This window comes from Synechococcus sp. R5-15, assembly GCF_047462035.1.
In the GTDB taxonomy this organism is placed as follows: domain Bacteria; phylum Cyanobacteriota; class Cyanobacteriia; order Thermostichales; family Thermostichaceae; genus Thermostichus.
In genome coordinates this window covers 1-12,094 of record NZ_JANSIK010000022.1, presented here as the reverse complement: position 1 = coordinate 12,094, position 12,094 = coordinate 1, and the positions used below count along the sequence as shown (strand labels likewise).

The 12,094-nt window shown below is 59.9% G+C and carries 10 protein-coding genes and 1 pseudogene; 8 read left to right on the top strand and 3 right to left on the bottom strand.

Annotated features, from left to right (window positions below):
* Positions 1 to 72 precede the first annotated feature (72 nt).
* Positions 73 to 2,514 (top strand): M48 family metalloprotease, encoded by a 2,442-nt coding sequence (locus NW839_RS02490; RefSeq protein ID WP_414350975.1) that lies wholly within the window; start codon positions 73 to 75, stop codon positions 2,512 to 2,514.
* Positions 2,515 to 2,564: 50 nt separating this feature from the next.
* On the opposite strand, the gene NW839_RS02485 is transcribed toward NW839_RS02490, so the two are convergent.
* Positions 2,565 to 3,008 carry a phosphomannose isomerase type II C-terminal cupin domain gene (locus tag NW839_RS02485; RefSeq protein ID WP_414350977.1) on the bottom strand — a complete coding sequence of 148 codons (444 nt, stop codon included), beginning with the start codon at positions 3,006 to 3,008 and terminating at the stop codon, positions 2,565 to 2,567.
* Between the two features lie 197 nt (positions 3,009 to 3,205).
* Between NW839_RS02485 and NW839_RS02480 the strand changes: the two genes are divergently transcribed.
* The 5 genes from NW839_RS02480 (at position 3,206) to NW839_RS02460 (ending at position 8,250) form a co-directional block, all read left to right on the top strand.
* On the top strand, positions 3,206 to 3,589 hold the full coding sequence (locus NW839_RS02480) for a 2Fe-2S iron-sulfur cluster-binding protein (RefSeq protein ID WP_414350989.1): 384 nt from the start codon (positions 3,206 to 3,208) through the stop codon (positions 3,587 to 3,589).
* Positions 3,589 to 4,902 carry an O-antigen ligase family protein gene (locus tag NW839_RS02475; protein WP_414350979.1) on the top strand — a complete coding sequence of 438 codons (1,314 nt, stop codon included), beginning with the start codon at positions 3,589 to 3,591 and terminating at the stop codon, positions 4,900 to 4,902. Before NW839_RS02480 ends, NW839_RS02475 begins: the two co-directional genes overlap by 1 nt.
* A gap of 122 nt (positions 4,903 to 5,024) precedes the next feature.
* The gene (locus NW839_RS02470) at positions 5,025 to 6,170 is read left to right on the top strand and encodes a quinone-dependent dihydroorotate dehydrogenase (RefSeq protein WP_414350981.1); all 1,146 of its coding nucleotides are present in this window, start codon (positions 5,025 to 5,027) and stop codon (positions 6,168 to 6,170) included.
* Between the two features lie 31 nt (positions 6,171 to 6,201).
* A complete protein-coding gene (gene btpA, locus NW839_RS02465) occupies positions 6,202 to 7,089 on the top strand; it encodes a photosystem I biogenesis protein BtpA (protein WP_414329797.1) in 888 nt (295 codons plus the stop codon).
* A gap of 66 nt (positions 7,090 to 7,155) precedes the next feature.
* The gene (locus NW839_RS02460) at positions 7,156 to 8,250 is read left to right on the top strand and encodes a diguanylate cyclase (RefSeq protein WP_414350983.1); all 1,095 of its coding nucleotides are present in this window, start codon (positions 7,156 to 7,158) and stop codon (positions 8,248 to 8,250) included.
* Here NW839_RS02460 and NW839_RS02455 read toward each other — a convergent pair.
* Complete coding sequence (locus NW839_RS02455; protein WP_414350984.1) at positions 8,226 to 9,077, bottom strand: vitamin K epoxide reductase family protein; 852 nt, start codon at positions 9,075 to 9,077, stop codon at positions 8,226 to 8,228. The two genes, NW839_RS02460 and NW839_RS02455, sit on opposite strands and share 25 nt — an antisense overlap.
* Positions 9,078 to 9,113: 36 nt before the next feature.
* Positions 9,114 to 10,850: a DNA mismatch repair endonuclease MutL gene (gene mutL / locus NW839_RS02450; RefSeq protein WP_414350987.1), complete on the bottom strand. Its 1,737-nt coding sequence runs from the start codon at positions 10,848 to 10,850 to the stop codon at positions 9,114 to 9,116.
* A gap of 268 nt (positions 10,851 to 11,118) precedes the next feature.
* On the opposite strand from mutL, the pseudogene NW839_RS02445 reads away from it, so the two are divergent.
* Positions 11,119 to 11,313 (top strand): annotated as a pseudogene (locus tag NW839_RS02445) (PKHD-type hydroxylase); the annotation flags it as partial.
* Between the two features lie 293 nt (positions 11,314 to 11,606).
* Positions 11,607 to 12,011, top strand: a complete 405-nt coding sequence (locus tag NW839_RS02440; protein WP_011433838.1) for a universal stress protein — start codon at positions 11,607 to 11,609, stop codon at positions 12,009 to 12,011.
* Positions 12,012 to 12,094 lie beyond the last annotated feature (83 nt).

Below are 12,094 nucleotides of genomic sequence, written 5' to 3'. Positions count from 1 at the left end.
ACAAACAGAATGCTATCGCTGCATAGTTGAACAGTGATGTTCAGCAGTGTTCAGCGTAAATGTATCAGGGCCATGAACGAACAGGAAGTGGTGCAGTGGCTGGAGCAGGCGCTGGCCAATCCCCACCTTAGATTACAGGCCAAAGCCCAACCGCTCCGGGACAGCCCCAAGGCTTATGCCCTTGTCATTATGATCAACCGCCCTGCCGGCCTTGCTCTCAACTATGAGGAGTTGACGGCCTGGTTCCAGAAGACGATTCCCACTCGCTACCCCCAAGTCAAACGGTTGGCCCTCTACAGCCGCCCCATGGGCCAGCAGGCTGCCGACTGGAAAACTCAGGTGAGGCTGGATCCGGAGCCGGCGACAGACAAGGTGGATCCCGGTCGTGTTAGCAGTGCAGAGCACTTTACCGCTACGCGACCCTCTCGCGAACCCGTCAGTGGGACGGAGTCCCCGGAGAGTCCGGATCTAAGCCGCTACTGCTTTGTCAGCGATCGCCAGTTGCTTACCGCCGACCTTCCTCAGCCGCCTGGTTTGCTCCGCCAGGCGGTTTTGGGTTTTCACGGCCTCACTTCTGGGCAAAAGCAGGAGGTTCTGCCCCTCCTGCCCACCTTGTTTCGCAATCCCAGCGCCGTCTCGACGGTGATGTTATCGGTGGAAGCGGCCTTGTGGCTGGAGCCTCTGAAAAGCCTGAATCCTCACGAGCTGCGTCTATTGAGCGTTTGGCTGAGCCGCTATTGCTTCAACCCCAGCCGCACCCTAGCGGAATTGGATCCCGCCACCTCAGGTCTCAAAATTGGGCAAACCAAGCGCAGCTACCGCGCGCCTCAGGTGGGGGTCTCGCTGATTTTGGCCAGCTTTGCCGGCAACCTGACGGCGGCCTCAGGTGTGACCCTGAGCCTGCTGTTCAGTATGGTGTTTGTGCTTTTCCTGACCGTCTTGGGCAGCTTAGAGGGGGGATTCTCTCTGGGCTCTTTCATCTTCGCCATTCTGCTCACCCTCGCCTTCAATGCCCTGATCTTCTTTTTGTCCCCTTGGCTGATGGACTGGATCCAGCACAGCCTCTATGGCACCGAGTGGGTAAGCTTGGCGGAAATTGGGCGTCGCAGCCCAGAGAGTGCAGAGGTGATTCAACGGGTTTGCCGCCAGTACAAGCTGAAGCAGCCGAAGCTGGGGCTGATCCGCGACCAAAACCCCACTGCTTTTACCTACGGCAGCCTGCCGGATACGGCCCGCATCGTCGTCAGCGAAGGGTTGTTCACCTACTTGGAAGATGAAGAGGTGGCTACGGTCTATGCCCACGAGCTGGGGCATGTGATCCACTGGGATTTCGCCGTCATGACCCTGGCTTCCACGTTGGTGCAGATTCTCTACCTTCTTTACGTCTACATGCGGGATGCGCGCGACAACGGCAAAAGGGGCAGCCTCCGCTCCCTGGCCTTGGTCGCCTACTTTTTCTACGTGGCTGGCTCCTATTTATTGCTCTATCTGTCGCGGGTGCGGGAGTACTTTGCCGATCACTTTGCCGCCGAAACCACCGGCAACCCCAATGGGCTCTCGCGGGCTTTGGTGAAAATTGCCTACGGCATTGTGCAAGAGGGAGAGCGGGAGCGGGATGAGGAAACCCGACAGCGCAGTGCTCGCCTGCTGGAAGGAACGCGGGCTTTGGGGATCTACGATGCCAAGGCGGCTGTTACGGCGGGGACGGCCTACCGGGTTGCCTCGGATCCCGGCCAGGTGGGCAGGGTATTTTTGTGGGATCTGTTTAACCCTTGGGCCTGGTGGATGGAGCTGAACTCCACCCATCCCCTCACGGGCAAACGGGTGCGGGCGCTGTGCACCTATGCGGAGCAACTGGATCTGCCGGTGGAGTTCGATATGGCCAGCGTGGTTGCCCAGGGCAAGCAGCTCAACCGGCAACAGCTCTACGGGAACTTTCTGCTGGATATACTGCTGTTGAACGCCGAGTGGCTGGGGGCGATTGTGGGGGCGCTGCTCGGGATCCCGGCCTTGCAGGTGGGCTTCTATGAAATGTTTGCCGGGCTGACCCTGATGGGGGTGGGCTTGGGCCTGCTGCTGAAGATGACAGTGATGTACCCCAGCTTAGAAAACCCGCCAGCGTTGACCGTGTTGAAGGCCATGAGCAATCCCTACGCCAGCCCCTTGCGCGGGTTGCCGATGCAGTTGGAGGGGCGGGTGATCGGGCGGGGGGATCCGGGCTATCGCTTCGGCTCCGATCTCAAGTTCCAGGATGAGACAGGGATGATCTTCCTGCGCTATGCTTCCCGCTTTGGGCCGCTGGGCAACTTCCTGTTTGGAGCGCGCCAGGCAGGGGGGGTAATCGGCCAAGAGGGATCCGCGGTGGGGTGGTTCCGACGGGGGGTGGCCCCTTACCTGGATCTGGCCCGCTTTCAAAGCCGCCATGGCCAGCTCATCACCAGCTACCATCCCTTCTGGCAGGCTATGTGGGCTGTGCTGTTGTTAGTGGTTGCCCTGCTGGTGATGCTGTTCTAGAGGATCGCGATCCTCAGCAGCGAAGAGCTCGCCTAGGCCATTGGGATTGGCTACTTTTGCCCACCGTTAACCCGGGCGTAGTCGTCGCTGAAGCGGACAATGTCGTCTTCGCCCAAGTACTGGCCGTTTTGCACCTCGATAATCACCAGAGGGATGACGCCAGGGTTCTCCAGGCGATGCTTGGTGCAAGGGGGCACGTAGGTGGATTGGTTGGCCGTGATGAGCTTTTCTTCATCTCCGCAGGTGACCTTGGCGGTGCCGGCAACGACGATCCAGTGTTCGCTGCGATGGTAGTGCAACTGCAGGCTGAGGCGATGCTTGGGCAGCACCACGATCCGCTTGATTTTGTAGCCAGGGCCCTCTTCCAGCACTGTAAAGCTGCCCCAAGGCCGACTTTCAGCATTGCTCTCGATCAGCTTGTTGAGGGTTTCGGCAGAGAGGGAAGGCGAAGGTTTTTCCAGTGAAGCCAGATTGGCATTGGGGGTTTCCAGCATGGGATGCTCTCCTTGGGAGGCCTACCTGTAGCTTATCTCAACAACCAACTCGGGGTCTGTTTGTTTATCTTTAGACCCACCAACAGATCGGCTTCAGCTCCTGGGGATCCCCAGCCGGTTCAGGTTTGGTGGGGTAGTGGTTAAAATCCTGTGGAATCATGAAAAAGATTTCTGCTCTGCAAAAAGGCCACTTCCCCATGCGTTCTTCCTCTTCTGTCCCTTCTTACCCGGTTCACATCCATGACCGCCAACGGGACACTCACTATCTAATCCAGGTGCCGGCGGATCAATACATTTTGGCCAGCGCCGAGGCCCAAGGGATCCAACTGCCCTTTGCCTGTCGCAATGGCGCCTGTACCACCTGTGCGGTGCGGGTACGGCGGGGATCCCTGTATCAGCCGGAGGCAATGGGCATTTCGCGGGAGCTGAAGGAGCAGGGGTATGGGCTGTTGTGCGTGGGCTATGCCCGCTCGGAGCTGTGGGTAGAAACCCAGGATGAGGATGAGGTGTACGAGCTGCAATTTGGGCGTTACTTCGGCCAGGGGCGGGTAAGGCCAGGGATCCCCCTTGAGGATGAGTGATGTCTTCTTCGGCACCGGTTTTGTCTCCCGAGTTATCGCCGGATCCCTTGCCCTCTCAGCCGAGGGGCTGGCTGCTGGCGGCAGCGGCGCTGATCCCGGTGAATCTGGCCCCCAGCTTGCTGTTGGCTTTGGTGGGAACGATTCAGGGTTATACCCGCTGCGGTGGCCGGATCCTGCGGGATCCTCTATTTGGACTGGCGGCTCTCCTGAGCCTGGCTGCGGTGGGAGTGGCCTTTTGGGGGGAGGATTGGCGACTGAGCCTGCCGGGGATGTTCAACTACTGGCCTTTTTTGTTGATGCTGCCGGCCTTTGCCGATGCGCTGGCCTCTCGCGGTAGCGGGACGGAGTTCCATCCTGTAGGCCGTCGGCGTTTGGCCCAGATGTTGGTGTTGGGCAGCGGGCTGATGCTGCTTTTGGGTTGGGGAGAAGTGCTGTGGGAATGGCAGGGGCACTTCTTCTTGGGGCCGGTTTGGATCACGGGGGTTGCCGGGGGAGAGCGACCGGCGGCAGCTTTTACTTCCCCCAATATCCTAGCCATCTACCTGGTGATCCACCTGTGCTTGGCAGCAGGGCTGTGGCTGGATCGAGCCGATAGAGACTGGCCACAGGCAGTAGGGCTGGGAGCTGTGCTGGGGCTGGGATCCCTCTTGTTGCTGCTGACGGCCTCTCGCAACGGCTGGGGAGCGGGGGGGCTGGCGCTGGTGATAGGGCTGGCCCTACGGCGCTGTTGGTGGGGGATCGGGATCTTGGCCGGTCTGGGATTGGCCGGTTTGGCTGCTGCTTGGGATTGGCCGGGCTGGCGGGCCGTAGTGCCCCGATTGATTTGGAGCCGTCTGGCAGACACCTTCGATCCTCAAGCGCTCTACTTTAGTTCCACCGCCAACCGGCTGGATGCTTGGCAATTCGCCCTGCAGATGGTGCAGGAGCGGCCCTTGACCGGTTGGGGCTGGCAAAGCTTTGCCGCTCTTTACAATGCTCAAGATCCGCCGGAGCTGCTGGGCCATTGCCACAATTTGTACCTGCACCTGGCGGCTGAGGGTGGGATCCCGCTGTTGCTGGGCCATCTGATCCTGTGGGGTTGGATTTTGGCGCGGGGATGGCAAGCTTGGCGGCGCTCGCAAGAAAGCGTCCTGTTGGGGATGCTGCTGGCCTTGACGGCATTTTTTGCCTCAGGGCTTTTGGACGTGGTGATGTTGGATGGCCGCATTCACCTGCTGGTAACCTTACTCTTGGGGGCAGTTTGGGGAGCCAGCCTTGAGCGGCAAAGGGACTCCATCTCCGGCAAAGAGCAAGCCCAGAGAGGTTACCGTTGAGTGCTGCAATGGGATATCCCTTAGCTGGCAGTGAGCCCGGAGTCCATCAGTTGCTCACCGATTTTTGCGACGCGGAAGCAAGCTACAGCCAAGGGGCAGTTTACCTGTAGAGGGTCTTTGCGGTGAACCTGTACCGAGATGTGCTGTGGCCTCTTCTTTTTTCTGGGCTGAGAGCTGATCCAGAAACGGTCAAGATGGCCCTGCTGCGCGCCTTGCACTGGATCGATACCACCCAGGCCACCGGGATCCTATCGGCTCTGGAGCGACTGTTTTGCTACCGGGATCCCCGGCTATCGGTGTCGCTGTGGGGCCTTACCTTTCCCAATCCCCTTGGATTGGCTGCGGGCTTCGACAAAGATGGCCTGGCTCTGGGCGTCTGGCCCAGCCTGGGGTTTGGTTTTGTAGAGGTGGGCACCGTCACTCCTCAGCCCCAACCGGGCAACCCCAAACCTCGCCTGTTTCAACTGCCCCAAGATCGCGCTGCCCTCAATCGCATGGGCTTTAACAATCAAGGGGCGGCGGCTCTGGCGGAACGGTTGCGCCGGCTACAGCAACGTCCCATCCCCATTGGAATTAACCTGGGCAAAGCCAAAATCACCCCCCTGGAAGAAGCAGCTGCCGATTACCTGGCCAGCTTCCGGCTGCTCCAGGAGCTGGGGGACTACTTTGTGGTCAACGTCAGCTCCCCCAACACGCCGGGGCTGCGATCCCTGCAGGCTGCTGAGCAACTGGAGCCCATCCTATCTGCCTTACAGCGGGAAAATCAGAAGCGAAAACCCCTCCTGGTGAAGATCGCCCCCGATCTGGACTGGCCCGACATCGACAGCATCCTGGAGCTGGCCCAAGACCATCAACTGGCCGGGATTGTGGCCACCAACACCACCCTGCGCCGCGATAACCTGAAAACCCGTTTCCTGCCTGGCCGCGGGATCCCCTTCGCACCAGCGGAGTCTAGGCCAATCCTTGCAGAAGCCGGCGGGATCAGCGGTGCCCCCTTGCGGGAGCGTTCCACCCAAGTCATCCGCTACATCCACCGCTCCACCCAAGGAAAATTGCCCATCATCGGAGTGGGGGGCATCTTCACCTTGGCCGACGCCTTGGAGAAACTGGAAGCGGGAGCCAGCCTGCTGCAGGTCTACACCGGCTGGGTTTACGAAGGGCCGGGTATGGTGCCGCAATTGCTCCGAGGCCTAGCCCGCTCTTCTCCCCCCAGCCCTGATGTTACACTTCCCCCAGAGAATACCCCTGTGGGTCAGATCCAGGCGTAAGATCGTTAGGGATCCCTGAGGAAGCTTGCCGGTGAACCTGCTGCAACACCTCTTCAAAACCCCCCATCCGGTCATTGGGGTGGTTCATTTGTTGCCGCTGCCCACCTCACCCCGCTGGGGGGGGGACTTGGAATGGGTGATCGCTCAGGCAGAACAGGCAGCTACTGCCCTGGCTGCAGGAGGGGTAGACGGGATCCTTGTCGAGAACTTTTACGATGCCCCCTTTGCCAAGGATCGGGTGGACGCAGCGGTGGTCAGCGCCATGACCGTCATCGTCCAGCGGCTGAAAACCCTGGTCTCGCTGCCGGTTGGGATCAATGTCTTGCGCAACGATGGCTGCAGTGCTCTGGCAATTGCCGCCTGCGTGGGGGCGCAGTTCATCCGGGTGAATGTGCTCTGCGGGGCGATGGTGACCGACCAAGGCATTATCGAGGGGAATGCCTACCGCCTGCTGCGCTATCGCCGGGAGCTGGGGGCTAATATCAAGATTTTCGCCGATGTGCTGGTGAAACACGCCCAACCCCTAGGTCCCATCAGTCTGGATGCGGCCATCACCGACACGGTGGAACGTGGCCTGGCCGATGCCATCATCCTTTCCGGCTGGGCCACCGGCAAGCCACCCCTTCTGGAGGAGCTGGAGCTGGCCCGCAAAGTTGCTCCTCAGGTGCCGCTGCTCATCGGCTCGGGGGCTACTGCTGAAAACATCGGCAGCCTGATCCGACGGGCAGATGGAGTAATTGTGGCCAGTTCTCTGAAGCGGTCTTCCCGTTCCGCAGGCATGCCGGCAGGCTATTCGGATCCCTTTCCCATGATCGACCCGATTCGGGTGCGGCAGTTTGTGGAAGCACTGCACCTTGCGCTCCGTGAGCGGGCCTCCAACCATGCTTGTCTGGCCGCTCCCGGCTCTGGTTCCAACTAGCCGTTGGCGCTAGGATTGGGATCTGGCTGCAATGGAGCGCTCCTCTTTAGACTATGTCATCAGACTATGTCATCCCTTGATCTGGAGGGCTTGGATTCTGTATACCACCCTTCTGGTTCGGCTCTTGGGCCTGCAGAAGAAGCCTTTTGGAGCTCTGTTCCGGCTCGCACCCCCCGCATTTGGGTTGTCGATGATGACCCAGTGGTTCGTTGCTACATTATCAATGTTCTCACAGGCTCCCAGTACTACGTGGAAAGCTGGGAAAGCGGCCGAGCAGCTTGGGATTCCTTGCAAAGCTTGGAAGAGAGCGAGTGGCCCGACATGGTGATCTGCGACTGGGTCATGCCTGAGATGTCGGGGGTAGAGTTCTGTTGCCGTCTCAAGGGATCCGCAGCAGGGCAGTTCGTCTATTTCATTTTGCTCACGTCCCGTTCTGAAGTTGAGGCTCGGGTAGAGGGGCTGGATGCGGGGGCGGATGAATTCATCACCAAGCCGGTCGATCCCGAGGAGCTGCGGGCGCGGGTGCGGGCAGGGTTACGTCTCCAGCGGCTCACCCAAGCTTTGGCCCAGGCCAACCGGCAATTGCGAGCCCGCAATGAGTTGTTGGAGTCTTTGTCTTTGACGGATCCCTTGACCGGGGCGCTAAACCGACGAGCTCTGGATCAGGCACTGCCCCATTTGCTCAAGCAGGTGGGAGCCCGCGGGGAAGCTCGCTACCGCTATCTCTGCCTGCTGATGATGGATGTAGATCACTTTAAGCAAATCAACGACAGCCACGGCCACTACATTGGCGACTGTGTGCTGCAGGCCATCGTCGGGCGGCTGCAAAATCAACTGCGGCCCTCCAGCCTGCTCTACCGCTATGGTGGGGAAGAATTTGTTTGCGTTACGCCCGGGCTTAGCCCCCCCCGCTGCGGTCGCTACGCAGAGTCTCTGCGGCAGGCTATTGCCAAACGGCCCATTGACATCTCCCCCAAGCGCAGCTTGCCGGTTACCCTCAGCATCGGTGGGGTCGTGCTCAGCGAAGACTACCGCCTGGAGCCGGAAGCTGCCTTGCAGCAGGCGGATAGCGCGCTCTACCAGGCCAAGCAGGCAGGGCGCAACCGAGTTCACATCCTCACCCCAACCCCAGAGGTTTATCTGCCCTCTTCCAGCGGATAGCCAGAAGCCACCGCCAAGGCTTCCAGAGAGCGAACGCCTGTGTAGGTGCGGCCATTGATGATCCAGGTGGGATAGCTGGTGATCCCCGCTTCTGTACATTCTCGAGCCTGTGGAGTGCCGGGGCCGTTGGGGGAGCACTCCACGTAGGGCACTTGCTCAAAAGCCGATCCGAACAGCTCCTTTTGGTCTTGACAATGGGGGCACCAATAGGCCCCGTACATAGTGCCGCCGATCTGCCGCAGGTGGGCTGCTAACCCTACCGCCAGGGGGCTAGGCGGGGGAACTTGGTTGGCGTACACCCCAATCGTGGTCACCAATGTGAGAAAGGCCACCAGAATGTAGCTGAAGGCCAGCTTGCCCCAATCCAACCAGCGGTGGCCCAGCATGGTCACCAGCCATAGCCCTGCCACCAAGATGATCGCGGTGGTGCAGTACATGCAGAATTGCCGTAGCACTGCCACCATCAGGTAAAGCATGTACATCTCAAAGGCGGTCATGGCGGAAACCAAGCCAAACAGGGCCGGCCAGCGCCACCGCTTCACCAATGGGAGCCCATCCGGCAGCACCGCCAGCGCCAAGACTCCCAGAAACCCCAGCAGGCCAACAGCCGCTGTCGGGATCCCCAAAAACTCTGCCCAACGGCTGGAGAGCACCAGGTCACACCCTCCATCCCCAGTGCAGAAGGCGGCGGGCTGCTCCGTCAGCTTGGTGTAGGTGAGATAGGCCGTCAGCAGGGATCCCAGGCTGGCCAAGATCGCCAAGATCAGACGGGAATGGCGCTGCAGCCAGGTCTCTTCTTGGGCTTTGAGTTTGAGATAAGAAGCCATGGAGTTTCAGGGGTTTCAGCAGTTGGACACCCCCGATTATAGTGGGGTGGAGCTGGGCTCGTCCGTGGGATCCGACGCAGAAGAGCGCACCTGGGCGGCAAACCTGTCTCCCAGCGGATCCAGCTCCCATAGGGATCCCAGTTTGGAGTCGGAGATAGGCCGGTCGCAGAGGCCCCAACGGCGGCGGAAGTAACGGGCCAGATCTTTTTCTGCCAGGGCCAGGTAGACCGGGCGACCATGAGGGCAAGTGTGGGGGTTGGCGGTGCGCTGCCAGGCTTCCAACAGCTTTTGCATCTGCTCTAGGGTCAGCGGGATCCCATTGCGCAAGGCCCCTCGACAGGCCACCGCCACCTGAGCTGCCTGCAAATCTTGACAGCGGCTGAGCTCTAGCAGGGATCCCTGTACCTCTTCTGGATCTTCCGAATCCAAAGCCAAAGGGAGGCGTCGAATGAAATGGGTATTGGGGCCGAAGGGTTCCGGCTCCAGCCCCAACTGCTCCAACCGCTCCAGGGCTTGGGGCGATAGTCCTTGCAGCGTTACGGGCGTCGCCGGTGCCACCAGTTGCCAATGCTGCCGGATGTACTCATAGCGAACTCGCTCGTGGGCCAGGTGTTGCTCCACCAGCCATAACCCCTGGGGGTGCTCTGCCAAGATGTAGGTCCGATGCAGTTGGGCCAGCGCCTTGAGGGGGGGCAGGAGAGAAGTTGGGCGGTCAGAGGGAGGAAAACGGCTCTGGAGATCGGGCGAGACTCGATAGACCACCTTGGCCTCGCTGGCCCGGATCAGATGCACAGAGCGGCGGCTGGCCTGCTCGGATCCCAATTGCAGAAGGGAGTGCAGGTGTTGGCGCAACTGCTCCTGGCGGGCCGTCAGATTCTCCAGGTAGAGCTCGCTTTTGGCAGGATGACGGTTCCAATCCACCTGCTCTGGGGGCAGGCGCAGGTGAACAACCACCAGTGGATGACGGTGGCGAGGCAACGCGTGGTGAAAAACCGACTGGATCAGCCGTTGCCAGTCGGGCATCTGCACGAACCGCCCGTTTACGGCTACGCGGATCCAATCGGGGTGAGGGCGATGCAGGCGATCCGGCAGGCCCAGCACCACTTCCCAATCGCTATCCCCATCCTGGATCCGCCGATAGCGCAGATCCGTGGGATCCAACTGCGGCAACACCTGCAGCAGCAGATCTTGCAGAGATTTTCCCGGCCAGAGGCTGAGCAGCAATTGCCCTTCCTGATGCACCTGCCAACTGACCCAGGGATGGGCTAGGGCTGCATTCTGCACCAGGGTCAGGAGCGGGCGAGTTTGAGGCAAGGCCCGACGGCGCAGCGGCCAGTCGGCAAACAAATCCGCAACCGTGACCACCGTTCCCAAGGCAGTGGCTGCCGGCTGCTTGTGGATCAGCTCCCCCTGTCGGTCGTAGGCGGCCAGCCAGCCGTGAGCATCGTCAGCGTGGCGGGTTTGGATAGCTAGGGATCCCAAGCGGGCTAGGCTGTGCAGGGCTTCCCCACGAAATCCCAGGCTGCGACCTTCCAGTTTGCTGGTGGTGTGGCGACGGGCCACCTGCTCCAGTTCCGAAGCCGGGATCCCGTGGCCGTTATCCCCCACCCGCACCTGCCAGCGAGTCGGCCAGATCTCCACTTGAATGCGGGTGGCCCGGGCATCGAGGGCATTTTCCAGCAATTCCCGCAAGGCTGCCCCCAGAGAGTCGATCACCTCTCCCGCCGCCATACGGGCAATCCGTTCCGGGGTCAGGGGTTGGATCTGGAACATGACACCCATCCTGCCAATCTGATGGTCAGGGGCCAACAGAGCCTTAGCTTAACCTTCTCTTGCGGTTTCTGCGGCGGGCAACAGGAGCCTTGCACGCTCTAACCGGTTGAGGTCTGCAGAGGGGGGAAGTGCGCTCGATTTTCCGCTGGCCATTTCTACCGATTCGTTCCAAAGAGGCAATCAAAGCCAGATAAGATTTACATAGGAATAACTTTCATGCTACTGAGGATTTGGCCTCTTCTGATTTTTTGGGTTTCCAGAATATTTTTTGTGTATTGGCAATGTTCTCAACACGGCAGAACTGCAGCAAACTTTGAGCCTTTTATCAGATGCAGATTTTGTGGATGGTGCCCTGACAGCGAGTTGGAATGCCAGGTTTGTCAAAAACAATAGGCAACTGCCCGAGGGATCCCTGCAGCAACAGCAGATCCAGGAGACCTTTTCTGCGGCTCTAGATCCCAATTGCCGTTTAGCTTGATCTGGAAGTGGCCCAACGGCAGGAACTGCGTAAACCCCAGCCAAGCACAGCTTCAAAAGGTCGGGCTTTCCCATGAGCAGTATGCAGGGCGTCTTCTACTGCTTATCCAAAAGGGCTCCCGTTTCCGGTTGATGCCAAGCGGCTAAGGTCGAGCCCCTCACAATAGGAAAATGGGCTGGGATCCTTCAGCCCCCGGCAAAGTTGGTAGAATAAAGTCAGCCTTCGCCTTGAACTTGAATTTGGATAGGGACTGGGGTCGACCGTTGGGATCCTCGGCTATGTTCGACAAACTGCTCTTTCCCATCGATAACTCGCGTGAGACCAGCCACGCCTTGCCCTTGGTGGCGGACATAGCACAGCGCTACAAGAGCCAAGTGTATTTGCTTTCTGTGCTGGATGATACGGAGCTTGACCCGGAGCGAGCCGAGCAAGCCCGGCAGAACATCCACAACCTGCTTAAGCAAACGGAGTCTGGCCTGCATCAAATCGGCCTTAGCAACGTCAAGAGTGAGTATCGAGAGGGGAAGGTACCTTTTGTCATCTGTGATGTGGCAGACGAGCTGGAGATCAGCCTGATTGTGATGGGCTGCCGCGGCCTCACCCTATCTGGAGAGGGGCAGAACAACTCCGTGAGCCACCGCGTGATCGATCTCTCCCCCTGCCCGGTGTTGGTCGTGCCCTGAGGAGAGGGATCCCATTGACCAAAAGGCGCGGCAAGCCCCGTCCTTCAGGGCGGGGAAGGATAGCGCCGACCGTAGCCGACGCC

Excerpts from the sequence above, each read along its gene's own strand:
- NW839_RS02485 (WP_414350977.1), bottom strand. The coding sequence starts at position 3,008 with ATGCTGGAAACCCCCAATGCCAATCTGGCTTCACTGGAAAAACCTTCG.
- NW839_RS02475 (WP_414350979.1), top strand. The coding sequence starts at position 3,589 with ATGTCTTCTTCGGCACCGGTTTTGTCTCCCGAGTTATCGCCGGATCCC.
- mutL (WP_414350987.1), bottom strand. The coding sequence starts at position 10,850 with ATGTTCCAGATCCAACCCCTGACCCCGGAACGGATTGCCCGTATGGCG.
- NW839_RS02480 (WP_414350989.1), top strand. The coding sequence starts at position 3,206 with ATGCGTTCTTCCTCTTCTGTCCCTTCTTACCCGGTTCACATCCATGAC.
- NW839_RS02460 (WP_414350983.1), top strand. The coding sequence starts at position 7,156 with ATGTCATCCCTTGATCTGGAGGGCTTGGATTCTGTATACCACCCTTCT.
- NW839_RS02440 (WP_011433838.1), top strand. The coding sequence starts at position 11,607 with ATGTTCGACAAACTGCTCTTTCCCATCGATAACTCGCGTGAGACCAGC.
- NW839_RS02490 (WP_414350975.1), top strand. The coding sequence starts at position 73 with ATGAACGAACAGGAAGTGGTGCAGTGGCTGGAGCAGGCGCTGGCCAAT.
- NW839_RS02455 (WP_414350984.1), bottom strand. The coding sequence starts at position 9,077 with ATGGCTTCTTATCTCAAACTCAAAGCCCAAGAAGAGACCTGGCTGCAG.